The organism is Paenibacillus phyllosphaerae (genome assembly GCF_014192105.1).
GTDB lineage: Bacteria > Bacillota > Bacilli > Paenibacillales > Paenibacillaceae > Paenibacillus_Z > Paenibacillus_Z phyllosphaerae.
Genome location: NZ_JACHXK010000012.1, coordinates 45,382 through 69,387, shown reverse-complemented (window position 1 = coordinate 69,387; position 24,006 = coordinate 45,382). Strand labels below are relative to the sequence as shown.

Sequence of the window (24,006 nt, the reverse complement as noted above, 5' to 3'; positions counted from 1 at the left end):
GCCTTATTGGAGCAGATCAAGCGCCGATTGCGGCACATAGAACCGGTTGTTAATCGCAACGGCTACTTCGCCTTGCAGGTCAACCGATGCGCCATCTACGGTAGCGGTGCTTTGGTTCGCTTTCAGGATGAGCGTCTTACCGTTCTCGGTCAGGGTAAGCGTGTTGTCCGCAATTGTTGCGCCTTCACGATCCGTTACTTCGACGAACAGATCCGCGGTAGCCTGTGCGAGGTTAAGGCCCATCACGCTCGCCATGAAATTCGCGACATCCGTATTCTCATGCAAGCCTTTCAGCGGCGCTTTGCTGATGCCCGCCGGCGTGTAGGCATAGATCGCTACGTCTTCACCGGTATGGCCGCCTGTCGTATAGCCGATATACGCAAGCTGATTCATGATTTTGACCAGATCGCCGGAAGCCTTGGTCGACTTGAACGTTTCGATCAGCGCGTTTACCTTCGCGTTATTCTTCGTCGTGCGGTCGCTCGAAGCCGCATCCGCCGGCTGGTAGCCTTCCGGCTCGATGCCATAGGCGCGCAGCACGTCATTCACGTTCGACTTCTCGGTATTGAACAGCGCCATTGCGCCTTCCGCCGTCTTCGTCGCCTCTCTCAATGGCGCTAGAATGCTGAATGGCGCGGAGTCGTAACCGGTCAGATCGTAGTGGCCGAGCGTAATGCCGCTATTGCCGTGATCCGTTGCCGAGACGACGACCGTGTTGCCGTCTTTTTTGGCGAAGTCCACTGCGACCTTGAATGCCTCGTCGGCTGCCAATGTGTCGGACAGGATCCCGATCGTATCGTTGGCATGCGCCGCCCAGTCGATTTTGCTGCCTTCCACCATCAGGAAGAAGCCGTCTTCATCATTCTTCAGGACGTCGATCGCCTTCTGGGTCATCTCTGCGAGCGAAGGCTCCTTGTCCGGATCGCGGTCGATATCATAGGACATGTTGCCCTTGTCGTTCAGGAAGTTGCTGAAGTTGCCCCACAGCTTGGTCGCATCTGTAGCTAGCAGCTCCGTGCGGTCATCGACGACCGTATAGCCCTTAGCTTCCACCGTTGCCAGAATATCGAGCGTCGCGGCAGGTACTTTCGTCGCGCCCGTGCCGAGCAGCACATCGATGTTCTGATTCAGCATCTGTTCGGCGATCGCCGCATAGTTGCCGCGGGCCTTATCGTGCGCGGAGAACGCAGCCGGCGTCGCGTGCATGAATTCGGACGTCGCGATCAGACCGACGGACTTGCCAGCTTGCTGCGCCGCTTCCAGCACGGTCGCTTTCGGCGTCAGCGTGGCGTCGACGCCAAGCGCGCCGCTCGTGGACTTGTGGCCGACCGCATAAGCGGTTCCGGCTGGAGCGGAGTCCGTAATCGGACCGCCGGCCCAAGTTGTTTTCACGCGCCCTACGTAATAGTTGGACATATTCAGCTTCGTCTGGCCGTTCTCGTTGCCGTCCAACATGTATCGTGCAATGGTCGTAGCCGGCAAGCTCATGCCGTCCGGAATGATCATAATGACGTTCTTGGCTTGATTCTCCTGAGACTGTACGGTAGGACCCGTCGTTGCGGCATAGGCGGGAACCGACAGGACGACGGCTGCAGTCGCAAGCATCGCGACTGTTTTCTTACTGCGCTTGAGCATTAAATTTCCTCCTACTATTACGTTTTGATAGACTATGTAATTCAATAGAACTATAGTTGATTAAAATTAACTTCATGATTGCTTAAGGTTAGCTAAATGTTAAAAATAAGCAAAAGTGTTAATTCGTATTTACATTACGATTAGAAAAGGGAAATAAAAAATGCTTCACTTTGCAGCTGCAAAGTGAAGCATTTGAGGAAATCGGTGCGATCTAGGAGATCAGTTTCAGCCCGACGGCTGCCGCGAGCACCATGGCGATGAAGAGGATCCGGCGCCATTCTTTGGACTCGCCGAAGAAGAACATCCCGACCAGAGCGCCGCCAACCGTGCCGATCCCCGTCCATATCGCGTAGGCGGTTCCCATCGGCAGATCCCGCATGGCCAAGCTCAAACAAAGGAAACTTAGAATGATGCCGCCGGCAAAAAGAAGATATGCCGTCACGTTGTTGTCGCGTTTAATCCGATTCATCCCCAGCACGCCTACGACTTCGAACATGCCGGCTAATAGTAACGTTACCCAAGCCATTATTCCGTTACCTCCTTCGAAGCGGAAGAACCGCCTGCGAGTTTCAAGCCCAATACGCCTGCGAGCAGCAAGGCGATCAGCAGAAGCTTCACGACTTTCACCTCTTCATTGAAGAAGATCATCTCGGAAAGCACGGTACCCGCAGTGCCAAGTCCGGTGAATACGGCGTACACGGTACCTACGGGAAGCTTCGTGGACGCCATAATAATGAGATAGAAGGATATAGCGACCGCAACTACCGTCCCCGCCCACGTCAGCGGGTCATGTGCGTGCTTGAAACCGATCACCCACATCACCTCGAATAAAGCTCCTACGAAAATAAAAATCCAACTGCGATTCATCTGTGCGTTCCTCCTCTAGTTGTTCTTGACGCCGCGCCAATAAACTTGCCAAGCTGCCTCCAGCCTCATCATCGTCCGCTCGTGATCGCCGTACAGCATTTCGACGAACACGCTGTCCAGCACTGCCATATAGGCCCCGGTCGCATGTTCTACCGTTACATCCGGATGAATGAGCCCGTCATCCGCCGCCGGCCGAAAAACTTCGGTCACCGCTGCCGCGATCCTATCGATGCTGTCATTCGCCATACTCATCGTTTCTTGCAGCAAATGCGCCGGCGGAAAGAAGGACATCCGCAAGAAGAACTTCGTGTTCTCTTCCCGTTCGTACCGCTCTTTGTACCCGATCAGAAATCCGTACAGACGATCCTTCAATGAAGACGAACGATCCTCCGGGTTCAGATCGTCTTCAACGTAACGCAGCTCTCTGGCAGCCGCATCCCGATAGACGGCCAAGAACAATTCGTCCTTGCCTTTGAAGTGGTTATATATGGACGGTTTCTTAATCCCGACTTCAGCCGATATATCTGCGAGCGAAGCACCTTCATAACCATGGCGCGCAAAATGACGAAGCGCGATCTCCATAATCTTGTCTGCTGTCATCCATATCCCCCCGTTGCCTAACGGTCGTTAGCTAACTAACGATAGTTAGCTTATCATAGCATGTAACATTATTCAATTATTTCTTCCACTTTTCGCATAGAAATCGCCAACCAATTTGTGACAACTTCACAAAGCGATTCCTCCGCTCTTCTTAGTGAACAATCGCGATGGAAGCGAACGACAAACAGCCGCGCTCCTGGGAGGCGGCTGTTTGTATAGGATGGATGAACGCTTACGTGACAATAAATACTAGACGGATCCGGATGGATCGATGCGCGAGGATCGTAGTGCAGTCCGCCGTTTACTGGATCGGAACGTTCTGGTTACGGAACTTGACTACCGCGTCGGTTAACGTGTATTGCTCATCCTCGAGCAGCGCCATGAACTTCTCCAGCTTATTCAGATAAGGGCTGCTATCCGGCATCAAATTGTTCAACTGTTTTAAATAAGCGACTTTCGCCAGCGGTTGGATCACCTTCGTATCGTAATCGAACAATGGCGTATTGTTCGCGCCATAGAACGTCAGCGTTTCATTCAGCTCGAACATCGCTTTTACCTGACTTGCGCGAGCGGATTTCGGAAACTTGCTCAAGAAGCTCTCTTCTTGAACCGAACGTAGCACAACCTCGCTGTACGTTATCGCAAGGGCTCCATCGCGAAGGGCCGGACGGTTCGATTCCTGCGCTGCGATTGCGATATAACCGCGAATGTCCTCTTGCACGCGGGAAGAATACTTGGAGAGCGTGCCGTAATTCACGGTCAAATAGAACATGCCTTCGCCGGTATCCAGCTTATAACCGCTGTTGCGGGCATCCCTGAACAACGCTTTCAGCTTCGCGTCTTTTGTTTTGACAATAAGCTCGGTCAGCGTGTCGCCCTTCTTATAGATCTTCGTAATCGCCTGTTGGACGGCTTCCGTCTCGAACTTTTTCTCATAGGCGGGAAGCTGTTCGGCAATCGCGTCTTCCAGCTGCAGAACCATCGTAGTCACTTGCGGAATCGTTAATTTCCCCATATTGGCATACAGATATGCGTTCGCCTCCGCCAGCTTACCCGGCTGCTTCACCAGCTCCGCGAATTTCGCGATGGTGCCGGCCGACATGCGGGAATCCGTGGTTTGCGTCTGCGCTTGGCTCGCAGCCGCTCCTGTTGAAGCAGCGGATGCGCTTGCCGCCGCCGTTGTCACCGTAAGTGCCGCCAGTGCCGCTATCGTCCAAGTTTTCATCGTATGGTTCATCATGAGAATCATCGTCTCCTTCAGGTTAAGTGATGTGGTGTTGAACTTGATGTACTTAGAATAGACGACCGATGTAACGGCATTGCGTCGCGCTTGTTTCAAGGTTGTAAACATTCATCGTACCGTTCTGAAGACGGCAAGAGGGCCATCGGCAATTGCCAATGGCCCTTTTAATGATTGTAAATGTCGTCATACAGACTTATAGGGAGCTGAACTTCCGCTCCACTTGAGCCAGCATCTCGCGGCGCGTGTCGTCGGTCGCAACCGTCGTCACGCCGCCGAACAGGAATTGCTCCACGACCTCGATTCCGCAAAATTCGAAGATACCGCTGCCGGACGTTTGTTTCAGCGCATTCGTCATGCCGATCGCCTCATAGATATCGCTTGGCGTACCGTACGTGTTGATGATGATTCCTTGCTTGCCTGCGAGCAGCTTGTCGATACCGCCCTCGTTATTATACTGATAAGCGAAGCCATAGGAGAATATCCGGTCCACGTACCCTTTAATAATCGCAGGGAGGCCCGACCACCAGATCGGATAGATGAACGTAACGAAATCGGCATTCGCCAGATACTGTTGTTCGGCCTTAATATCTTCAGGCGGGCTGCCTTCGCGAAGCGCTGCTGTATCTGCCGGGGAGAGAACCGGATTGAAGCCCAGCTTGTTCAGATCGCGGACATGAACCTCGTGCCCGCCCGCTTGCAACGCTTGAACCGCCGTATCCAGGATGGCGTTGTTGAAGCTGCCCTCGTGCGGATGTGCGTAAACGATCAGATGATTCATGAATATAACCTCCATTGGTTTGTGTATTGGGCCTCTGCCCTGCTGAAAAGCCTGGATGTCAAACTTTTAATGTAACTGTTTTAGTTACACCTTTAATGTAACTATATTGGTTACATTAAAGAAAGTCAATGGCTTTCTTTTTTACTGACTGAACGTTGTTTCGCTGCGCTACGTCACTGCCGCTCGTCCCGCACCGCATAGTAAAACCGCTTCTATTATGTTTTAATGGAGGTAGCCATCCTTTCGAAAGGAATGTATTCCTATGATCAGCAGCCGTTTCACCGTGGCCGTTCATATACTGGCATTAGTTCACATTAATAACGGGAACGTGACTTCCGACTATATTGCCGCAAGCGTCAATACCAATCCCGCCGTCATCCGGCGAATCATGAGCATGCTCAGCAAATCCGGCTTGATCGCCTCGCATCCTGGCGTCATCGGGATCAACCTGCAGAAGCCCATCTCGGCCATCACGCTGCTGGATGTGTATCGGGCAGTCGAACTCCCCGAGACGAAGGAACTGTTCACGGTCCATCAGAACACGAATGTGCAATGTATGGTCGGGAAGGAAATCCAGCAAGCGCTAGAGACTCCTCTGACAGAAGCGCAGAGACAGATGGAACAAGCGCTGGCCCATACTTCGATCGAAAGCGTCGTTGCGGACATTCTGCATCGGCATAATAATGAGGCGGGCAGCCCGTCATAAACGCCGAATACAATCGGTCTAGAATACAACGACGCTTGGCCTAGCATGCCGCATGCTAGGCCAAGCGTCGTTCTCGCGCGTTCATCCGACTATCGGCCAATCTGCCTATCAATGCGCCGCCGTCATTTTAATATCATCCAACTTAGACGGCTTCGGTTGTTTCAGGGTAAGGAAGGCTACCAGAATGCCGAGCACTGTGGTCGCTGCCGAGATGAAGAACGCGGTATGGATCGCGGCGTTCAGATCAGCCGGTTGCATATGTTCGAGCGTAGAGCTCGTTCCCAGACTGGCCGAAATAATGGCCATAATGATAGCGAGCCCGATCGCCCCTCCGATCTGCTGGCCGGTCGAGATCAGCGCGGAAGCGACACCTTGCTCCTTCGGCTCAATACCGGTGCTGCCCGCGATGAACATCGTCGTGAAGACGAGCGCCTGACCGATCCCGATAATGACCGTCCCCGGAATCATCCCCCAAGCCGATCCGCTCTCCGACAGTCCCGTCAGCATGAGGAACCCGATCACCCCAAGCCCCATGCCGGTTGCGATCGTACCTGCCACGCCGACCTTGACGAGCATCGTATTGATCAGTTTGGCACCGACGAAGGCGCTCAGCGTCAGCGGCAGGAAACTAAGTCCCGATTGAACGGCGGAATAATGCAGCACGCCTTGCGTATAGAGCGTCAGGAAGTAATACAGCGAGCCGAACGAAGCGGAGAACAGGAATGCCGTTAGCGCAGCCACCGTCAGATTCCGATTACGGAACATGCGGAAGGAAATGAGCGGCTCCTTCGTCCGCTGTTCAATGATTACGAAAGCAACCAATAGGAGCGCCCCTATCGCCGCAAAAGGAACTGTCGCTGCGCTGACCCAGCCTTCGACCGGCGCTTGAATCAGATAGTAGACAACGAGCAGCAGCCCTGCCGTTACCGATATTGTCCCGGCCGCATCAACATGCTTGGCGCCTGCCGGCACTTGGCTTTCCGTCAGTACGAACGGCGCGAGAATGACGACGGCAAGCGCGATCGGCACGTTCACCAGGAAGGTCGATTCCCATCCGACGTAACTCGTCAGCACGCCGCCCAGCAGCAGACCAAGCGACATGCCGACGCCGCCCATCGAGGCCCAGATGCCCATCGCCCGGTTACGCTCCGGTCCTTCGTTGAAGTTGGACATGATCAGCGATAAGGTTGCCGGTGACAATAGCGCGCCGCCTAGTCCTTGCAGAGCTCTAGCCGCGATCAACATCAGCTGCGATTCCGCCAGTCCCCCGAGCAGCGAGCCGAGTCCGAAGAGCCCCATTGCGATCATGAACATGCGCCTTCTCCCGAGCAGATCGGATAAGCGGCCGCCTATGAGGAGGAAGCCCCCGAATGCCAGGGAATAAGCGCTGACGACCCACTGCAGGTGATTCGCCGAGAATCCGAGCTCTTTGCCTAGTGAAGGCATGGCCACGAATATTATCGTGTAGTCCAGCGCCATGACCAGCTGCGAGATCGCCAGAATGAACAGCGCTAAACCTTTGTATTTGGACACGTTCATGATTGATTCCCCTTCGCATACAGACGAGAGCGTCTGTGTTTCGTTTTATTTTCGGACCATTCGTTCCAGAATGGGTAAAAAGGAATGAAGCATCTCGCGACGCTTCATTCATGTTCCAGCACGGACAGCGTAACCGCCGTAATTTGCTCGATGACAAGCGGATCATCCGTCAATTTGGCTGCTTGCGTCAGCCCATACCGAGCATGGTACAAGTATCGCGCCAGCGCCCGCATATCCCGGTTCGCGCCGAATTCTCCCTGCTGCTGGCCTCGTACCAACGCCTCGTACAACGCTTCTTCCAGCCGGATTTTGTCCTGCTCGAATAGCTCGGCGATCTCCGGATCGTGCGGGACCTGGTCGATCGCGCTGTAGAGAATGAAGCACTCCTTGCGGCGCTGTTCGTCTCTCAATGTATCCCCTATGACGGCGAATATATCGGTGATCGCTTTCTTCACGGGCGTCGTCTCCGCCAAATAAGCGACAACCGCGGAGGACTTCTCATTCACGTAATGTTTGACCGCCTTCAGGAAAAGGTCCCGTTTCGTGCCGTACGTATCGTACAAACTCTGGCGGGCAATGCCTAGGCCGTCGAGCAGCAGCTGCATGGAGGTGCCTTCATAGCCATAATGCCCGAACACCTCCATCGCCTTGTGCAGCACGAGATTCGTATCGAATTCCTTGCTTCTAGCCAAGTGGATAACCCCCTTTCTCCTCCTCTATGCTAACGATATCGGAACGTTCAGTCAAGAAGAGGCGAACGTGGTCAGAACGAAGCGTCCGGCCATGGATTAATCCGAGAAACGCACGGCATCATTCACGCTGCCGACCGACTCGATCGCGACCAGCGGATTCCAGAAATCGCGGTACCGCGCGATCATTCCGTCCTTCGTCTCCACCACGCTGATGTAGGTCTGGTTATAAGGGTTGCCCGTCTCACGGTGTTTGCCCACCGACTTGAACTCCGCGATCACGAGCTCCGGATCGACCGTCAGATGGAATTCCAACTCCGTAAACGCCACCTCGAAATGTTTCGGGAAGTTCTGCATGTAGTCGTACAGCTCGGCCTTGCCTTCTTTCTTATCCGGGAATCCGGCCGGTCCGTACGGGAACTCCAGTACGCCGTTCTCTTCCCACAGCTCTACCCACGCCTTAATGTCTCCGCCGGACAGATGCTTCAGGTGGTTGCGGAATGCTTGCTGCGCTCTCTCACGTACTTCGGCTTGCGTCAGTGTTTGGTGTACCGTCGTTTGGTTTGTCATCGTTTGTTCCTCCGTTAATTTTATTGGACCATTCAGTCCGAAATATTCAAAAAAATATTCGTTCTTGCCGCCTTGCCATTCGCACCTCCTAGGCTTAATGAAATCCTCTACCTCAGCCGGATCGCTACGATTTACTGCCCGTGTAATTTCTTGACTGTTCGATCTGAAATCATAATATCATTTCCGGATCGATCAGTCAACAATTAATTGCATCCCTTTATCTCAAGGCCGCACGCTTCCATAAAAAGCCAATACCAACCAGCCTGTCGACGAAATCGCGCGAGCCGTCGGCTACAGCAGTCTCGGCTTCTTCTACCGCACCTTCACCGAACAGTATCTGGGCGGATAACAAAAAAGTGCGAAACACGGATTAACTCCTGTTTCGCACTTTTTTCTATAAACCGATTTATGATTGCACGCTTGAAGTGTGGCGCTTAATCTCGTATACGGCCTCTTCGATCCACGCGCCAGCCGCGAAATCGCGGCCCTGGACCACGATCCGATCCGCATAGACTTCCACGTAATACCCTTGGCTGCCCGCTTTGGCCTCATCCTCGTCCGTCCATAGATAAGCAACGGAGGCGGCATTGAACATGACCGCGGATTGCTCGTCGGCGGCGAATTGACCATGCGGCGCCGTCAGTTCCCAATGCGTGTGCCCGTTGAACAGGATCGTCCGCGGATAACGCTCCAGCAGCCCGCGCAACTCATCGTCCTGCTTCACTCCGTGCCAGCCTTGCCCATCCAGCGAGCCGGCTACCGTATGCTTCAGCGGCTGATGCAAGAACAGGAATGCGGGGCGATCCTGCTGCCGCGCCTCTTCGAGCTTCGTCTCCAGCCATGCCAGCTGTTCCTTCGACAGATCCGCAAAATCCTCGATTCCGCCGTCCTCCGAGCCGATGAAGATGAACGGATAACTGCCAATCCAGTGGGCATGATAAGCCCCCTTCATCCCCGAATACCGTTCATAACGGCTGAGCTGTTCGTCGACCGGTCCGAGGAACAGATCGTGATTGCCGTGCGTGAACAGGATCGGAGTCTGAAGCCCCGAGGCACGATTAGAGGACCAGATGCGATCGAACTCGGCGTATTCCGTCTCGAAGCCATGGTCCGTTATATCTCCGACATGCATAATTCCGGCGCTGTCCGGGGCCATGTGAGCGATATCTTGCAACGCCCGATCGAAATGCCGGTTGTAATCGTGATCCGGATCGGCCGTGATGTGCGTATCCGTTATTACTTGAAATCGAAGAAGCGGCTTGCGCGAATCGTTCATATCAGATTGCTCCCCTCACTCATGTCACTTGACGCTCATATTCAGTCCCACGACGCCCGTAATGATGATGCTCATCCAGAACAACGAGAGTCCGGACAACGGCTGCTTGAACATCAGCCAGCCCGCTACCGCGATCAGCACGATGCCGACGCCGGACCAGATGGCATATGCAACGCTCAGCTGCATGTACTTCAGCGCAAAATTCAACGAGGTGAAGCTGGCCGCGTAGCAGATGAACATCGCCACGGACGGCCATAGACGCGTAAAGCCGTGCGACAGCTTCATCGACAAGGTGCCCGTCAGTTCGAGCACGACGGCAAGGCCGAGTAGCAGCCAACCATAGGCCCCGCTACCGTTCATGCGAGACGCTCCGGATCCGAAGCGAAGTATAGCCGTGGATGAGATGGGTCGCGTCCGGCATCAGCGAAGCGGCATCCGCAGCCTCGTCTGGCGCAAGACCGATGCGGACGTTTGATCCCGCCGCCAATCCCATGCGCATATCCCCGTTCGTATCTCCGATGATGACAGTCTCCGAACAAGCAATCCCTAACCTGCTGCAGGCGATCTGCATCAAGTCCGGGAACGGCTTGCCGTTCTCAGCCTGATCGTTGCCAATGACAGCGTCGAAGTACGAGCGAAGCCCCATCCAGGACAAATGTTCCTCCGCCGAATCCGTTTCGTCTGCCGTCACGATCGCAAGCGGGATTCCCGCTTCCCGGCACGCCGCCAAGAACGGCTCGACATCCCGAATCGGGCGGGCCGGGCGGAGCCGCCGCAGCGTTTCGTCCGCCTCCCGTTTGCTTGCTGCGACAAGCTCTTTGGCCGCGGCCCACGATAAGCCGAGTCTGTAGCCCTGCCAAGTCAGAATGCTGATCAACTCTTCCATCGTGCCCATCGCGAGCGGTCCGTTCACATCGTAACCGTTCACGGTGCCCTGCTCGTCGTGCAGCGTTCCCCACAGCGGGGACAGATCGGCAGGAACGAGCGCAGCAGCCTCCGCTTGGGCTGGTAGTGCCTCACGCACCCTCTTGGTGAAATGGTGGAACAGCTGCTCGCTCCAGCTGCCCCACGTCGAGACGAAATCCATTACTGTACCATCTTTATCCAGCAGGATGCCCGAGATATGTACGGTATCATCGTGAATGGTCAATTCAGGCATAGGTTACCACCTCCTGCTTGTTATTGTATGCGATCCAACTCGCGTTGAGCGGTTTCTTTGGCTTCCTTAAGCGCTTGCTCCGCCGGGACGTTCTCGATTTGCACTTTGTCCGCCGCGATTTTGAGCGCGTCGGTAATTTTGCCACCTGTTGGATCTTCGAAAGGCGCCGAGCCGTGCGTCGCTTGCTTGAGCGGTACTTGCGATTCCGGGTGCTCTTCCCCGTATGCCTTGAAGGCCGGGTCTTCCAGCGCGGATTGACGTACCGCGATATAGCCCGTATTCATCGACCAAAAAGCCGTATTCTCCGCGCTTGTGAAGAACTCATACCACTTCAATGCCGCTTGCTGCTGTTCAGGTGAAGCTGCTGCCGGGATGCCTGCCATAATAGCCTGCGCCACCGGACGACCTTCGCCGACGCCTTCCCAACCCGGCTGTTCCATGGCAGCCACGATGGAGAAGTCGAGATCCCCTTGGTCGCCGCTCGAACCGGTGTAACCGGCCGCCTGGTTTTTCATGACATCGTCGATGGTTTTGTACCAATACTCCCAGCCTTGTCCGCCGGAGTGAATACGCATGATCTTGTCTTCGTGAATCCACTTGCGGAACAGCTCCCATGTATCGACCCATTCCTTCGTATCGATCGTCACCGTCTTGCCGTCTTCACTGAGGATGCTGCCGCCCTTGCTCAGTACGGCATCGGTCATGTTCTCTTGCCCCCACATCGGCTCCCAACCGTAGAACGTTGTTTTGTCGCCGTCCTTCACGGTCATCTTGGCTGCCGCCGCTGCCAACGCTTCCCACGTTTTCAGATCTTCCGGCTTAATGCCTGCCTTCTCGAGCGCGTCTTTGCGGTAGTACATCACTTGGGTCGTGCCGTACATCGGCAGGAAATATTGCTTGCCGTCCACCTGACCTTGGTTCAGGAAGGTCTGTACGAAATCTTCCGCCTTGAAATCCGGATTCGCTTGAATGAGCTCGTCCATCGGCGCGTAAAGGCCTTTTCTAGCCCATGCCGAATTGGCGCTCAACACCGCAGCCGGCACTTGCTTGGCGGCGATCGCCGCTTGAAGCTTCTTCTCGGTCTCCGAATAATCGGCTTGCGCGATCCCTTTGACGATGACTTCGTCCTGGGAGGCATTGAACTTATCGATCTGCGTCTTCATCAGATCGCCCAGCTTGCCGCCAAGTCCGTACCAGAATTCGATCGTCACTGGCTCGGACGGCTGCTCGGCCGGCGCTGCCGTTGTTGTTTCCGTCGTGTTCGCGGCTTCCGCATTGGCGTTCGCCTCGCCGTTGCCGTTGGACGCGCCGTTCTGCCCGCAAGCCGTAAGCAGTGCCATGGAGATTAGCATGGTTGTTGCAATGGTTTGTTTTGTCTTGGTCATGATTGAATAACCCTCCAATATTGTTTATTCTCGTACCTTTAGCCTTTGGCGGCTCCGGCCGAAAGATTAAAGCTGTTCATAATCGTCTTCTGCATGAGCAGGAACAGAACTAACAGCGGCGCGATGGTGAACGCGCTTGCGGCCATAATGAGCGGCCACTTCAGCCCGTACGCGCCGCCTTCCACGAAGAAGCTGCGCAAGCCCGCCGATACCAGCTGAAGCTCGGGGCTCTTCGTAATCAGCGAAGGCCAGAAATAGTTATTGTATTGATCGATGAACGTAATGAGCGCCAAGACGGCGAATGAAGGACGCGTCAGCGGCACGAGAATCGTCCATAGAATCCGGAAGTGGCTCGCCCCGTCGATCTGGCCGGCTTCCACCAGTTCATAAGAGACTTGCAAGAACGCCTGTCGGATCAGGAAGATCGCGAATACGCTGACCCCATTGGATAGAATCAATCCCGCGTACGAATCGAGCAGGTGCAGCCGGGACAAGACGACGTAGCTCGGCAAGTAGACGGCCGTAGCCGGGATCATGAAGCCGAGCAGGATCGCGCCGGAGAACAAGCGCTGAAGCCGGAATTTCATATGGGTGACCGCATACGCCATCATCGCCGAATTGATCGTCTGCAGGATAATAATCGCCAGCGCAACGCCCGTACTGTTGGCCATATACCGCCAGAATGGCGCTTCCATCCAAGCTTCCGCGTATTGCTGCCATTGCGGCGATGCCGGCCAGAGCACCGGCGGGAAGCTCCAAATCTCATCATTCGTTTTCAATGCGCTTGTGGCCATCCAATAGAATGGGAAAGCCATCGCCAAGGCAATAACGAGCAGCGCTGCATGCCGGAGTACTTTGCCGGCAGTCTCCCAAAGTTGCGTGGATTTTGTCGTAACCACCGTACTTTCTCCCCTCTATCAGTAATGGATGCTTCGTCTGCTCACGAAGGAAGAGGCGAGCGACAGCAAGAGGCAGCTGATCACCAGGACGACCGCCACAGAGGAAGCCTCTCCGATATTGAACGATTCGAAGGCGGATTGGTAATACATATACAGCAAGGTTCGCGTGGATCCGGACGGTCCGCCTTGCGTCAAAACGTTGATCTGATCGTAGGCTTGCAGCGCTCCGATCGTCTGCACGATGAATAAGAAGAACGTGGTCGGCGACAGCAGCGGCAGCGTGATCCGCACAAGCTTGTCCCATCCGGATGCCCCGTCCAGATCGGCGGCTTCCAGCAGCTCAGCCGGCACATTCTGCAGAGCCACCAGGTAGAAGACCATCGCCCATCCAATCGATTTCCAGATCGTCACGATGAGTACGCCTGCCAATGCCCACTTCGGATCCTGCAGCCAACCGATCGCCTCTGCGCCGAACGCCTGAAGCACCGTATTCGCAAGTCCGACCTCCGGCTCGAAGATCCAGGACCAGACGATCGATACCGCGACCATCGGCGTCACCCAAGGCAGGAACATGAGGGTCCGGTATAGGCCGGCCGCTCTCATCGGGCGGTTGAGGAGCAGCGCTAGCACTAGACCTCCTGCCATTGACGGCAGGACACTGCCTGCGCAGAACAAGAAGGTAACCTTTATCGCTTCATAGAAGGCCGGATTGTCGAAGAGATAGCGATAATTCTCCAGACCGACGAAGACCTTCTCCGGGCTCATGAAATCCCAGGACGTGAAGCTGAGGTACAAGATATAACCTAGCGGGATGAACCAGAACAGCGTCAGCGGAATCATGGCCGGCAGCGTGAATGTTACAGCCAGCGCATCCTTCCGCAGCTTAGCGGAACGTCTCATGCTGAAACACTCCATTCAATTTTGTTTGAATTTTTGATAGAATACAGGATATAATCACCGCTCTCTCATTTCTGTACAATTATTTTTGTACACTCAATGTACTGCTTGTTTGTCAACGGAGCATCAGGATCTCTTAAATACTTTGTAAAACTTGTCGAATTGCGGAGGGAAACGGATGAAGAGGCCGACAGAGGCAGGCGGAGAAGCAGCACCTGCCAGACGGGGTGAATTGCGGGCAAAGGTGATCGATGCCATCGCCCAGACGATGGATCTATATGGCGCGAACTATTCGTTCGGCCAGCTGTACGGGATTATGTTTTTCGAGGATAAGCCGATGACCTTGGAGGACATGAAGTCGCATATGAATATGAGCAAGAGCAATATGAGTTATGCCATTCGCTCGCTGCTCGGCTCCCAGATGGTCGTCAAGCTGGAGGAGAAACAAGACCGCAAGGATCTCTACGTGGCGGAGACGGATTTCTTCCAGGCCTTCCGCAATTTCTTCACGATGAAGCTGCAGCGCGAGATCGACATCATGACGGCAGCGATCGACGATGTCATCCAAGAGCTATCGGAGATGGCGCTTGCGGAGGAAACCGATGAGGAAGAGCGCCGTTTATGCTTGAATGACCTGCACAAGCTGCGTCACAGCATCGGCTATTATGAATGGATGCAGCGCTTTGTCGACCGCCTGCAAGCCGGCGATTTATTTGAGCATGAGGGAAAATCGCGTCCGTGAACAGCGGTTATCCGGTTTGAATAAAGCAACGAGAATAGGAGCGCGAGCAAAAAGGGCTTCGTAAGTTAGAAGCCCTTTCGCATTCGCTGCTATGGAGTAAGGTTCCTATTTTCTACTCTTCCTCGCCTTCGCAATTCACTTCCGTAAACATATTCAACGGGAAAAGCGTCGGCACTCTCCGGCCAGGCGTCTGGATGAATTCCACGAAATCACGGCCGACGCGGATCAAGGTCCCCCGCAGTTCGCCGATATCTTCCGCTGTGGCCGACACTTCAAAAGGCAGCGTCCGTTTGACCCGTTCGTTCAGGACGATATAGAAGGAAGTCTGCATCGCAACGACCGTTGTCCCTACCGTAAACGAGCTCTTGGTTACGTTGGAGAGCTTGCCGACCGTTTTGGTCAACCTCGGAAATCCAGGCTGGAACACCGTAACCGTCCGTCCTATCAGCGGTTGCAGGCGCTGTACCAAGGTAATATTCTGCGGGGCCGGGCAGCCATGAATATTGTTCTTGGGCACCATATCTCCTCCTCTTGCATTCTAGTTCGTTCTATTAACGTATGTACGTCACTGCGATTATGCTTGGGTGAATCTTCTTGTATGAGAGCACAAAAAAGAGCCGCGCGTCTCTCGCAGCTCTTCCCGATTCTTGCTTTATCGATCTTGTGCAGGCCCTGAACCATGCCACTCCACGATTCCCCACTTGCGAATGATTTCGCGCCCAATGTCGGATGGCAGCTTACTCTCCGTGTCGACAATGATATGCTCCAATTGCTTCTTAGCGAGTTCCTCGGCAAGTTGGGCGGAACGTTGCAGATGCCAATTCAGCGACGCAACGGTCTTCTCCCTGCCCCGTATCCGGGCATGGTTCACTTCAAGCGGCGCAACGAGCCGGACGACGAATACGTCCGCTCCCGGAACAGCTAATCGTATTTTGTCCAGATGCTCGTTACTCTCCATGACGCTTGGTATGATGAGGCATTTTGCCCCCATAGCACGATAGTTGCTCCAGACGGCAGCCAGATTCCTGAATCCCAACTCCATGTTGAACGGATCTTCGCTTGGCGGAGGGAAGGAACGCCTTACATGATCGAGGTCGACTACCGCATGGGGGATTGAATAATCATACTCCAGCGTTTCGGATATGGCATCCGCGGCACTCGACTTTCCGATACCAACAGGTCCAATGATATTCAGCACGGGAACGCGTTCTTGCGTATGCATCGCATCCACTCCTCCATTTGAATCCATTCTCATAAATAGGGGTATTTCCCTTGTTGGCTGATCAAGCTAGGTTACAGCTGATGAGGTAGTATCGGCTGTTCCACTGAAGGCGCTTCGTAGCCATCTGAATCCAGATTCGCGGGTTGACCGGAAGAAGCCTCAATGCGTGCTGTTTGCAAGCCCCGCGTTACTTGAATGCAGAGCGTGAGGAAGATCGCGTACAGAATAAACGTGGATAGGCTTAAAGTAAGAAACAGCGAACCGCTCAGCTCATCGACTTGACTGACAATACGATTAAGCACGTTCGTGACCATCGTGAAGAGCAGCAGCGGCGCCGCCAAGCGCGCGATCCAGCGCCCATCCTGCTTAGCGCCGTCCGTATGTTCTTGATACCATCGGCCAATCGTACTGTATATGGACGGAATCCCGTACAGATTGTAGACCGGGACCAGCATGCTCGCGAGGGACATGCCGGGGGAACGCGTGAAGTGCGGGAAGAGCGCGTTCAGATCCATATGGACGCGATAAATCCAGATGAGATAGACGATCGCGACGACATAGTACAAGATGGCGGATACGATCTCGATGAAGCCGTAGAAATCATACACATAGATGGAGAAAGCCTCCAGGCTAGCTGCGTACACGATGGAACCGGCCAAATCGGCGCAAGCCAATCCGACAAGCACCCACAGCAGTATTTTCAATACATTCGATAGCGTTTCCGACTTTAACTTCAAGGCATGTTCACACTCCGGAGATAGGGATTAGGTAATTGCTGCAAATAGGCAATGGCTTCCTCCAAGGTCGCGACAGGAACGACCTGGAGCGTCAAATTCAGTTCTTCGGCGGTCTGCTCCGCCTCTTCCTCGTTGCTGATCCCCAGATACAGGAACGTCTCCTTATCCTTCGGGACGAAGAAAATATCCGTACCCGCGGCCTCGGCCGTACGCAGCTTATCGCGAATGGCGCCTACGGAACCGACCGTATGATCTGCTTCAAGCGTTCCGGTCCCCGCAATAATAATTCGTCCGCCTTGGGAGAAATCCTCGCGTTGCGCTTCTTCCACCAAGCCGATCCCCAGCATAAGGCCGATGGAATCGCCATAATACCCCGAGGTTTCGTCAATCAATTGCTGAAGGCGCTCATCCCGCCCATCTTCCGTGGCGGGAGCGGAGGTCACCTCCGATGCCGAATCGAAGGCATGGTGGATCGTCTCGTCGCGCAGGTCTTCCTCGAATTCCAACATCGCGCCGAAATCGTCTTTGGCCGAGGCATCGACCTTGGTGAATACGGCTTCCGGATCCCGAAGACCGATCGAATATTTCTCATAGCGGTTACGCGTTATACCCTCTTGCACATACACGAAGTGAACGCTGCCGTCCACATCGATTTCCCGGACGGCAACGATCTCGCCCCGGGACGTGAAGCTATAGTAGTGGGGCCAATAGGCAAAGACGGCAATGGAAAAGGGGATGAGGAGCAGCAGTAAGACAATGATCCAGTGGCGGTATGATTTCCGACTGCCGTGGCTAGGCTTCAAGGGGATTTCACTCAACTTTATAACCATCCTATAGGTTGAATTGTAGGCGAACGACACCTAATTCGACAATACGGCAGGTATTCCTGCATGCTCGAGGAAGAATCATGATCTTGGAATCATGGCGTATAGATAGGCGTTCATCTAATCGCATACGCCTATCGTTTGCATATATTGCTCTAGAAGGAGGAGTATGTTATGCATCATCCCCATGTTCAGAACGTCCACCCGAAGCATCCCATCCCGTTCTATGCGGGAAAGGTCTTCAGATATGACTATGACGATGGCAATGTATTCATCATTCATTTCTTTGACGCCCATCATCGGCATGACGAAGGAATTGCCGGGCAGCATAAAGGATACAAAGGCTACTATCAATTTAATTATGTGGAGATAGCGCCCCATGTTTACTTCATGTATTGGCTGGAAGAAATCTACACCGTGAGTCAAGTCGTCGATTTCAATAGGATGCATGTCTATACGCACTATACCTATGACTACGGCGGTGTTCGCCAAAGCTTGTTCCATTCGGGCAAGGTCACCCAGCTACATGCGGCAACCAATTGTAATTCCGGCTCATCCTATTATTAATTCACCCTTGCCGCGTCGTCTGCTCCTAGCGTCACAACGACGCAACAAAAAATCCTCGATCCATTTTGAATCGAGGATTTTCCATGTTTCAGACCTTCCTGTACCGAGCCTATTGCGCCAGAATCCCGTCGATGCGGGCTAGCTCCTCGGTACTGAAATTCAAATTGTTCAGCGCTCCGACCGCATCTTCGATTTGGCTGATCTTGCTCGCTCCGATTAAAGCCGAGGTGACGCGGCCTCCGCGCAGCACCCAAGCCAGCGCCATCTGCGAAAGTTTCTGCCCTCGCTCTTGCGCAAGCGCGTTCAGTTGGCGCACCTTGCCGAGCACTTCCTCGCTCAGCTCTTCCGAACGGAGGAAGACGCTAGGGCCGGCCGCACGGGAATCCGGTGCAATCCCGTTTAAGTAGCGGTCGGTCAGGATGCCTTTATTAAGCGGAGAAAATGCGATAGAACCAATGCCTTCCTCCTCAAGCACATCCAAGAGACCATCTTCGACCCATCTTCCCATCATGGAATACCGCGGCTGATGAATGAGGCACGGCGTTCCGAGGCTTCGCAGGATGCGCGCCGCCTCCCGGGTTTCCTCCGGTCCGTAGTTGGAAATACCGACATAGAGCGCTTTGCCTTGGCGAACGATCAGGTCCAGCGCAGCCATCGTTTCTTCGAGCGGCGTGTTCGGATCCGGACGGTGATGATAGAAAATGTCCACGTAGTCCAGTCCCATCCGCTTCAGGCTTTGGTTCAGACTGGCCACCAGATTTTTCTTCGATCCCCATTCTCCATAAGGGCCTGGCCACATATAGTAGCCCGCTTTGGTGGAGACAATCATCTCATCCCGGTACGGCAGGAAATCCTGCTTCAGCATCTGGCCGAACATTTCCTCTGCGGATCCGGGCGGCGGTCCGTAATTGTTAGCCAGATCAAAGTGGGTGATTCCCAGATCGAAGGCTCTGCGCAGCATCGCCCTTCCGTTCTCGAAGCTATCGATCCCGCCGAAATTATGCCACAGTCCAAGTGAAATGGCTGGGAGCCGGAGCCCGCTCCGCCCGCAGCGATTGTATGTCATATTGCCGTATCTTTCGGCATTAGCTGAATATACCATGGAATGTCCTCCTCTTTCGTTCTCTCCATAAGTCTCCTGCTTATCGTAATCGAACCGAAGGAATAAACCTATGTCAGCATGTAATTAGAATATGGCGTAATGTCAGATTAATAGAGGTTTCGGTATTGCGTGGGAGACATGCCCTTGAGCTTTTTGAACGCTTTGGAGAAGACCAGCCCGTCCTGATAACCGACCGAACTGGCCACTTCCCCGACCGTGAATGACCCGTTCTTCAACAGTTCGCAAGCACGTGCCATTCGATACGCCAGCAAATATTTCTGCGGAGGCAAGCCGACCGCTTCCTTGAATATGGCGGACAAGTACTTCCGGTCGAGGCCGATCATGGAGGCGAGCTGCTCTACAACGACGTCTTCGCTATAGTGGTTATGCAGAAAATCCAGACAGCGGTGAATATATTCATCGCGCGATCGCCGATGTCCATGCACGGCAGGAGAAGCAGGGGCAAGCTGAATCACCAATGTCAGGAAGTCGAGCAGAAGCGCGCTAAACCGTAAATCCCTGCTGCTGTCATCTTGCGTCGCTTCATTCAACATCTCGTAAAGCTTGGGCATGATTTGCATATCCATCGGGAAAACCGGGCGATCCGGCGTTAAAGAAGTTCGCGACAGGATGGAATCCGCCTGCTCCCCCCGGAAGCCGATCCAGGAATACGTCCATGGATCCGCAGCATCCGCTTGATAGAAGACGACGTGGCCGGGAAACGTGAAGAATGCTTGTCCCGCCGCGATGTTGTAAGTCCCCGCGGAGGTGCGGACGATGCCGGTTCCTTGGTGAATGAAGTGCACCTTGTACATATCCCGAATGCCAGGGCCGAAGGAGTGGCTTGGCTTGCAAGCTTCTTTGCCCCAGTACATCAAATATACATTCGGATTGTCGCCATACGGCTGCTCCGGATTATAGTGAAAGATAGCCATTGCTTCTATCATCAACCTTTAATTGTGATGTGAACGATATTCTAGAATGATCCTGCTGATACCCTATCATAGCATGTATCTATATACGGAATGAATGGAAGCACTGCATAACGAAGAACAGGAGCGCCTTTGTCCAAGGCTGCTCCTGTTCGCTGTCGTTCATGAACGCTTCATCTTCCACTTCACTACCGGATACAGCATGACCACCAGCAGGATAAAGACATAACCCACATAGCCGATCATGCTACCGAATATCTCGAATGAGATTACATTCTGCGGCCACATGCTCACGAGATAAATAATAGGCGCGATCATCACTACCCAATGAATCCGCTTGCCCTTCTTGAAGATGGAATAGCCGGCATGCATCGCCAAATCGATGGCCATCGCGGTCGTATTGAATAACGTCATGATCCACACCGTGAAAAAGACCGATTCCATCCGTTCGAAGAACTGTCCGGGAATCTTGACTTCCTTGGCCATCTCAATCGCAGGGTAACCAATCTGCATCAGCCCCGCCTGCGAGAAAATCCCCACGCAAGCCAGATAGAGCGCCGTACTAATCAATACGGGAATCCCGACGCCGGCAATGGCTGCTTTCGGAGCATCCTCGGGACGTTTCAACATCGTCGCATAAAAAAGAATCGATTCATACCCGATAAGCGTAAGACTGCTTTCCTTGACCCCACTGAGCAATGGCCCCCAGCCTGTGACGAAAAGCGGTTTCAACTCCTGCCATACGATAATTTGATTGCTGAGTATGAGCACAATCATCGTAAAGGCAAGGACGATCGGCAAGAATAAAGCATTGAGCCGAAGGATACCCATACGCGATCCCGACACCGCATAGCATACGACCAGCAGAAACATAAGCGCAATGGCTTCCGAAGGCGTCCGCTCGAAAAGATAGGTTTTGGAGATGTTGGCGACCGCCCTCACCTGGTACGAAGCGTACATCACATAATACATAAGAACGACAAGAATAAGCGCTGTTGCAACCGGCTTGGTCAACAGCTTGCCGGTGAATTCGTAGAAGGTATTGCTTCCCAGTAACGCGCCGTATTTTCCAAGCACAAAAGCAAGCAGCATGCAGAAGCAACCCGCGATTATAATGGAAATCCAGCCGTCCGAAGATTCTGTAATTCCCGCCAGCACGCGCGGCAATGCGAGTACGCTCGCGCCGATAATCATGGACGTAGTAGCCATCGCCATCTCCAAAGCGGAAATCCGATTATCGTCGTATTGTTGTCGGGTCATCGAAACCACCACTATTCCGTTAAGTCAACAATCTACCCTTGCTTCTCCCCTGCCACAGCCCATCCGGATCAACATGGTGATCGAGCATCCCTTATTTCTTCTTATGGTAGCTCAACATTGGAAATTTATACAAATAACTCGTCTGGATCCTATTTATCCCCTCTTTCCTGCTCCTTGATCACCTGCTCAATCCCGAGCAGTATCAGCTTCAAGCCGAACTCGAATGCCGCGTCGGTCCCCATCAACTCGAACAGCCCCCCATTGAACATCCTCCGGAACAGTCCGGCATCCGTCTCGCTCATCGAATCCAGAAGGCGGGTCATCTCTCCGTCCGGAAGCTCGCCCTGGTCCTCCACGATTGCGGCAACATTGCGTTGATGCTCATAATCGTCCAGCACGAAGTAGAACACATAGTTTACAAGCGTCAGGACCGCCTGTAACTTCTGCTCTTGCGCAAGCGGCGTCGATTCCACGCAGAGCAGCATACGGTTGGTGAACCGGATGATGTCCGGCTCGTGGGGCAGCGTCATCATCATGAGCTGCGTCGAGCAAGGATGCCGGCGAAGCACGCTCCGTATGGTGATCGCTAGCCCCTCCATCTGTTCCTTCCAATCCCCCTCGGGGTGGAATTCCTCCAGAATCATTTTCGAGATCTGGTTGGCCAGCCGCTGATAGAGATTCTGCTTGCTCTTGAAGTACCAATATAGTGAAGGCGCCTGAATCCCCAGCCGATCAGCCAATCGCCTCATGCTGAATTTCTCGATGCCGTCCTCGCTAAGAAGCTCCCACGAGGTATCCAGAATCTTTTCCTCCGAAATCTGAGGCTGCTGCTTTTTCATCCCTATCCGCCCTTTTATCTAACAGTGTAAGTTTATACTTTACAGGTACCTACGTTCATGATACCATCTAACACTGTAAGGCACAATCTAACACTGTTAGATAACACCACAACAACAAAGAAAGTAGTGACCGACATGGATGCAGAAAACCTCCATTACTTCGAGAAAGCACCGATCGCCAAAGCTGTAGCTCACTTCGCCGTACCTATGATGCTGGGCATGTCCATGAGTGTTATATACGCCATCTTGAACGCCTATTTTCTAGGCACGCTCCACAATACGGCCCTATTAACCGCGCTTGCGTTAACCTTGCCGTTATTCTCGATTATTATGGCGCTTGGCAACTTGATCGGCATGGGCAGCGGTACCTTCATCTCCCGGTTGCTAGGCGAGAAAAGATTGGACGATGTCAAGCATGTGTCTTCGTTCGCCTTTTACAGCAGCTTGGTACTCGGTCTTATCGTGATAGCCGTCGGGCTGCCGCTAATCGACTCCATCGTTCATGGCCTCGGGGCAACGCCGGACTCCTTCGGATTTACGAAGGACTATGTTACGGTTATGCTGATCGGATCACCGATCGTCGTGCTTTTCTTCACGCTCGAGAACATCGTGCGCTCGGAAGGCGCGGCCGTCACGTCAATGATTGGTATGATTCTTAGCGTTGTCGTGAATATCATTCTCGATGCGCTCGTCATCTTCGTCTTCCATTGGGGCGTGATCGGCGTTGCGTCCGCTACGGTTGTTTCCAACCTGGTTGCGAGTGCATTCTACGCCTACCATATGGGTTATAAGAGTCAATTCTTGAGCATCTCAATGAAATGGTTCAAGGCTAACAAGGATATTCTAAGCCATGTATTCAAAATCGGCGTTCCCGTCTTTATTATGAGTATTTTCTTGGGTGCCATGTCGCTCGTCTTGAATCATTTTCTTGTCGAATATGGTGATGCGGCTACGGCGGCTTTCGGAATTTCATCACGTCTGCTGCAATTTCCGGAGTTTATTCTGATGGGATTGTGCGAGGGAGTGGTGCCGCTCATCGCTTTCTCATTCACAGCGAATAAATTGCGCATGAAGCAAACCATTGGATTCACGATCAAGGCAATCGTCGCGTTAGCAGGCGTGTTCGGCGTCATCGTCTATCTGACTTCCGACCATCTGATCGGTTTATTCACGAATGACCCGCAATTAATCGAGATGGGCAGTTATATTCTGCATGTGACGTTCTTATCCCTATTCATTTCGGGAACGACCGCGTTGTTTACGGGGATCTTCCAAGCTACGGCGCAAGGAACCGCCGCGTTTATTATGTCCGTCATTCAAGGCATTACGCTGATTCCGGTGCTGTATATCGCCAATCGCATGAATGGGTTCCACGGCGTCGTCTGGTCGCTCGTCATCGCGGATGCCGTCGCGTTCCTTGTCGGGGCTACCATGCTGGTTGTTCTGCGGAACAAGTTGCAGCCGGATTTGGAGCATGTATAGGCAATAAAAAGCAATAAGCGAGGTCTTCTCTCTGGAGACCTCGCTTTCTTCAGGTG

The 24,006-nt window shown here is 53.5% G+C and carries 28 protein-coding genes; 4 read left to right on the top strand and 24 right to left on the bottom strand.

All coding sequences use genetic code 11. The annotated features are described in order from the left end of the window. Positions 1-3: 3 nt before the first annotated feature. The 6 genes from FHS18_RS22115 to FHS18_RS22090 form a co-directional block, all read right to left on the bottom strand. Entirely contained in the window at positions 4-1,635 is a 1,632-nt protein-coding gene (locus FHS18_RS22115; RefSeq protein WP_183602547.1) for an alkaline phosphatase, read from the bottom strand. A gap of 211 nt (positions 1,636-1,846) precedes the next feature. Continuing rightward, the gene (locus FHS18_RS22110; protein ID WP_183602546.1) at positions 1,847-2,161 is read right to left on the bottom strand and encodes a DMT family transporter; all 315 of its coding nucleotides are present in this window, start codon (positions 2,159-2,161) and stop codon (positions 1,847-1,849) included. Then, entirely contained in the window at positions 2,161-2,502 is a 342-nt protein-coding gene (locus FHS18_RS22105; RefSeq protein WP_183602545.1) for a DMT family transporter, read from the bottom strand. The genes FHS18_RS22110 and FHS18_RS22105 overlap by 1 nt, the downstream gene beginning before the upstream one ends. 15 nt (positions 2,503-2,517) lie before the next feature. Then, entirely contained in the window at positions 2,518-3,102 is a 585-nt protein-coding gene (locus FHS18_RS22100) for a TetR/AcrR family transcriptional regulator (RefSeq protein ID WP_183602544.1), read from the bottom strand. Between the two features lie 301 nt (positions 3,103-3,403). Beyond that, positions 3,404-4,453, bottom strand: a complete 1,050-nt coding sequence (locus FHS18_RS22095) for a hypothetical protein (RefSeq protein WP_183602543.1) — start codon at positions 4,451-4,453, stop codon at positions 3,404-3,406. Positions 4,454-4,538: 85 nt separating this feature from the next. After that, on the bottom strand, positions 4,539-5,123 hold the full coding sequence (locus FHS18_RS22090; RefSeq protein ID WP_183602542.1) for an NAD(P)H-dependent oxidoreductase: 585 nt from the start codon (positions 5,121-5,123) through the stop codon (positions 4,539-4,541). Between the two features lie 262 nt (positions 5,124-5,385). Between FHS18_RS22090 and FHS18_RS22085 the strand changes: the two genes are divergently transcribed. After that, positions 5,386-5,829, top strand: coding sequence for an Rrf2 family transcriptional regulator (locus FHS18_RS22085; protein WP_183602541.1), 444 nt, complete (start codon positions 5,386-5,388; stop codon positions 5,827-5,829). 108 nt (positions 5,830-5,937) lie between these two features. On the opposite strand, the gene FHS18_RS22080 is transcribed toward FHS18_RS22085, so the two are convergent. The 10 genes from FHS18_RS22080 to FHS18_RS22035 all read right to left on the bottom strand — a co-directional run bounded on the left by FHS18_RS22080 (position 5,938) and on the right by FHS18_RS22035 (position 14,246). After that, the gene (locus tag FHS18_RS22080; protein WP_183602540.1) at positions 5,938-7,368 is read right to left on the bottom strand and encodes an MFS transporter; all 1,431 of its coding nucleotides are present in this window, start codon (positions 7,366-7,368) and stop codon (positions 5,938-5,940) included. Between the two features lie 104 nt (positions 7,369-7,472). Next, complete coding sequence (locus FHS18_RS22075) at positions 7,473-8,060, bottom strand: TetR/AcrR family transcriptional regulator (protein WP_183602539.1); 588 nt, start codon at positions 8,058-8,060, stop codon at positions 7,473-7,475. A gap of 96 nt (positions 8,061-8,156) precedes the next feature. Continuing rightward, positions 8,157-8,627 carry a nuclear transport factor 2 family protein gene (locus FHS18_RS22070; RefSeq protein WP_183602538.1) on the bottom strand — a complete coding sequence of 157 codons (471 nt, stop codon included), beginning with the start codon at positions 8,625-8,627 and terminating at the stop codon, positions 8,157-8,159. A 217-nt stretch (positions 8,628-8,844) separates the two neighbouring features. After that, positions 8,845-8,994 carry a hypothetical protein gene (locus FHS18_RS22065; RefSeq protein WP_183602537.1) on the bottom strand — a complete coding sequence of 50 codons (150 nt, stop codon included), beginning with the start codon at positions 8,992-8,994 and terminating at the stop codon, positions 8,845-8,847. 39 nt (positions 8,995-9,033) lie between these two features. Beyond that, positions 9,034-9,903 carry a metallophosphoesterase family protein gene (locus FHS18_RS22060; RefSeq protein ID WP_183602536.1) on the bottom strand — a complete coding sequence of 290 codons (870 nt, stop codon included), beginning with the start codon at positions 9,901-9,903 and terminating at the stop codon, positions 9,034-9,036. Positions 9,904-9,927: 24 nt separating this feature from the next. Further along, positions 9,928-10,263, bottom strand: a complete 336-nt coding sequence (locus FHS18_RS22055; protein WP_183602535.1) for a DMT family transporter — start codon at positions 10,261-10,263, stop codon at positions 9,928-9,930. Then, complete coding sequence (locus tag FHS18_RS22050; RefSeq protein ID WP_183602534.1) at positions 10,253-11,062, bottom strand: HAD family hydrolase; 810 nt, start codon at positions 11,060-11,062, stop codon at positions 10,253-10,255. The genes FHS18_RS22055 and FHS18_RS22050 overlap by 11 nt, the downstream gene beginning before the upstream one ends. 20 nt (positions 11,063-11,082) lie before the next feature. Then, positions 11,083-12,447 carry an ABC transporter substrate-binding protein gene (locus FHS18_RS22045; RefSeq protein ID WP_183602533.1) on the bottom strand — a complete coding sequence of 455 codons (1,365 nt, stop codon included), beginning with the start codon at positions 12,445-12,447 and terminating at the stop codon, positions 11,083-11,085. 38 nt (positions 12,448-12,485) lie between these two features. Further along, positions 12,486-13,346, bottom strand: a complete 861-nt coding sequence (locus FHS18_RS22040) for a carbohydrate ABC transporter permease (protein ID WP_343060626.1) — start codon at positions 13,344-13,346, stop codon at positions 12,486-12,488. A gap of 18 nt (positions 13,347-13,364) precedes the next feature. Further along, the gene (locus FHS18_RS22035; protein WP_183602532.1) at positions 13,365-14,246 is read right to left on the bottom strand and encodes a carbohydrate ABC transporter permease; all 882 of its coding nucleotides are present in this window, start codon (positions 14,244-14,246) and stop codon (positions 13,365-13,367) included. A 175-nt stretch (positions 14,247-14,421) separates the two neighbouring features. Here FHS18_RS22035 and FHS18_RS22030 point away from each other — a divergent pair, with 175 nt between their 5' ends. Continuing rightward, positions 14,422-14,985: a GbsR/MarR family transcriptional regulator gene (locus FHS18_RS22030; protein ID WP_183602531.1), complete on the top strand. Its 564-nt coding sequence runs from the start codon at positions 14,422-14,424 to the stop codon at positions 14,983-14,985. A gap of 112 nt (positions 14,986-15,097) precedes the next feature. Here FHS18_RS22030 and FHS18_RS22025 read toward each other — a convergent pair whose 3' ends face one another. The 4 genes from FHS18_RS22025 to FHS18_RS22010 form a co-directional block, all read right to left on the bottom strand. Beyond that, complete coding sequence (locus tag FHS18_RS22025) at positions 15,098-15,505, bottom strand: hypothetical protein (protein WP_183602530.1); 408 nt, start codon at positions 15,503-15,505, stop codon at positions 15,098-15,100. Positions 15,506-15,637: 132 nt separating this feature from the next. Then, the gene (locus FHS18_RS22020) at positions 15,638-16,207 is read right to left on the bottom strand and encodes a hypothetical protein (protein WP_183602529.1); all 570 of its coding nucleotides are present in this window, start codon (positions 16,205-16,207) and stop codon (positions 15,638-15,640) included. 71 nt (positions 16,208-16,278) lie between these two features. Next, on the bottom strand, positions 16,279-16,944 hold the full coding sequence (locus FHS18_RS22015) for a DUF4328 domain-containing protein (protein WP_183602528.1): 666 nt from the start codon (positions 16,942-16,944) through the stop codon (positions 16,279-16,281). Then, positions 16,941-17,762: a hypothetical protein gene (locus tag FHS18_RS22010; RefSeq protein ID WP_183602527.1), complete on the bottom strand. Its 822-nt coding sequence runs from the start codon at positions 17,760-17,762 to the stop codon at positions 16,941-16,943. The genes FHS18_RS22015 and FHS18_RS22010 overlap by 4 nt, the downstream gene beginning before the upstream one ends. Positions 17,763-17,942: 180 nt before the next feature. Between FHS18_RS22010 and FHS18_RS22005 the strand changes: the two genes are divergently transcribed. Further along, on the top strand, positions 17,943-18,335 hold the full coding sequence (locus FHS18_RS22005; RefSeq protein ID WP_183602526.1) for a MoaF-related domain-containing protein: 393 nt from the start codon (positions 17,943-17,945) through the stop codon (positions 18,333-18,335). Positions 18,336-18,444: 109 nt separating this feature from the next. Here FHS18_RS22005 and mgrA read toward each other — a convergent pair whose 3' ends face one another. The 4 genes from mgrA to FHS18_RS21985 form a co-directional block, all read right to left on the bottom strand. Continuing rightward, on the bottom strand, positions 18,445-19,437 hold the full coding sequence (gene mgrA / locus FHS18_RS22000) for an L-glyceraldehyde 3-phosphate reductase (RefSeq protein WP_183602525.1): 993 nt from the start codon (positions 19,435-19,437) through the stop codon (positions 18,445-18,447). Positions 19,438-19,544: 107 nt separating this feature from the next. Beyond that, complete coding sequence (locus FHS18_RS21995; RefSeq protein WP_183602524.1) at positions 19,545-20,372, bottom strand: AraC family transcriptional regulator; 828 nt, start codon at positions 20,370-20,372, stop codon at positions 19,545-19,547. Between the two features lie 159 nt (positions 20,373-20,531). Beyond that, positions 20,532-21,629: a GerAB/ArcD/ProY family transporter gene (locus tag FHS18_RS21990; protein WP_183602523.1), complete on the bottom strand. Its 1,098-nt coding sequence runs from the start codon at positions 21,627-21,629 to the stop codon at positions 20,532-20,534. Between the two features lie 149 nt (positions 21,630-21,778). Next, complete coding sequence (locus tag FHS18_RS21985; protein ID WP_183602522.1) at positions 21,779-22,468, bottom strand: TetR/AcrR family transcriptional regulator C-terminal domain-containing protein; 690 nt, start codon at positions 22,466-22,468, stop codon at positions 21,779-21,781. Positions 22,469-22,603: 135 nt separating this feature from the next. Here FHS18_RS21985 and FHS18_RS21980 point away from each other — a divergent pair, with 135 nt between their 5' ends. After that, positions 22,604-23,950, top strand: a complete 1,347-nt coding sequence (locus FHS18_RS21980; RefSeq protein ID WP_183602521.1) for an MATE family efflux transporter — start codon at positions 22,604-22,606, stop codon at positions 23,948-23,950. The last annotated feature ends 56 nt before the right edge of the window (positions 23,951-24,006 follow it).

Coding starts and splice junctions, on each gene's coding strand:
- FHS18_RS22115 (WP_183602547.1), bottom strand. CDS start 1,635: ATGCTCAAGCGCAGTAAGAAAACAGTCGCGATGCTTGCGACTGCAGCC.
- FHS18_RS22110 (WP_183602546.1), bottom strand. CDS start 2,161: ATGGCTTGGGTAACGTTACTATTAGCCGGCATGTTCGAAGTCGTAGGC.
- FHS18_RS22105 (WP_183602545.1), bottom strand. CDS start 2,502: ATGAATCGCAGTTGGATTTTTATTTTCGTAGGAGCTTTATTCGAGGTG.
- FHS18_RS22100 (WP_183602544.1), bottom strand. CDS start 3,102: ATGACAGCAGACAAGATTATGGAGATCGCGCTTCGTCATTTTGCGCGC.
- FHS18_RS22095 (WP_183602543.1), bottom strand. CDS start 4,453: ATGTTTACAACCTTGAAACAAGCGCGACGCAATGCCGTTACATCGGTC.
- FHS18_RS22090 (WP_183602542.1), bottom strand. CDS start 5,123: ATGAATCATCTGATCGTTTACGCACATCCGCACGAGGGCAGCTTCAAC.
- FHS18_RS22085 (WP_183602541.1), top strand. CDS start 5,386: ATGATCAGCAGCCGTTTCACCGTGGCCGTTCATATACTGGCATTAGTT.
- FHS18_RS22080 (WP_183602540.1), bottom strand. CDS start 7,368: ATGAACGTGTCCAAATACAAAGGTTTAGCGCTGTTCATTCTGGCGATC.
- FHS18_RS22070 (WP_183602538.1), bottom strand. CDS start 8,627: ATGACAAACCAAACGACGGTACACCAAACACTGACGCAAGCCGAAGTA.
- FHS18_RS22060 (WP_183602536.1), bottom strand. CDS start 9,903: ATGAACGATTCGCGCAAGCCGCTTCTTCGATTTCAAGTAATAACGGAT.
- FHS18_RS22055 (WP_183602535.1), bottom strand. CDS start 10,263: ATGAACGGTAGCGGGGCCTATGGTTGGCTGCTACTCGGCCTTGCCGTC.
- FHS18_RS22050 (WP_183602534.1), bottom strand. CDS start 11,062: ATGCCTGAATTGACCATTCACGATGATACCGTACATATCTCGGGCATC.
- FHS18_RS22045 (WP_183602533.1), bottom strand. CDS start 12,447: ATGACCAAGACAAAACAAACCATTGCAACAACCATGCTAATCTCCATG.
- FHS18_RS22035 (WP_183602532.1), bottom strand. CDS start 14,246: ATGAGACGTTCCGCTAAGCTGCGGAAGGATGCGCTGGCTGTAACATTC.
- FHS18_RS22030 (WP_183602531.1), top strand. CDS start 14,422: ATGAAGAGGCCGACAGAGGCAGGCGGAGAAGCAGCACCTGCCAGACGG.
- FHS18_RS22025 (WP_183602530.1), bottom strand. CDS start 15,505: ATGGTGCCCAAGAACAATATTCATGGCTGCCCGGCCCCGCAGAATATT.
- FHS18_RS22020 (WP_183602529.1), bottom strand. CDS start 16,207: ATGCATACGCAAGAACGCGTTCCCGTGCTGAATATCATTGGACCTGTT.
- FHS18_RS22005 (WP_183602526.1), top strand. CDS start 17,943: ATGCATCATCCCCATGTTCAGAACGTCCACCCGAAGCATCCCATCCCG.
- mgrA (WP_183602525.1), bottom strand. CDS start 19,437: ATGGTATATTCAGCTAATGCCGAAAGATACGGCAATATGACATACAAT.
- FHS18_RS21995 (WP_183602524.1), bottom strand. CDS start 20,372: ATGGCTATCTTTCACTATAATCCGGAGCAGCCGTATGGCGACAATCCG.
- FHS18_RS21990 (WP_183602523.1), bottom strand. CDS start 21,629: ATGACCCGACAACAATACGACGATAATCGGATTTCCGCTTTGGAGATG.
- FHS18_RS21985 (WP_183602522.1), bottom strand. CDS start 22,468: ATGAAAAAGCAGCAGCCTCAGATTTCGGAGGAAAAGATTCTGGATACC.
- FHS18_RS21980 (WP_183602521.1), top strand. CDS start 22,604: ATGGATGCAGAAAACCTCCATTACTTCGAGAAAGCACCGATCGCCAAA.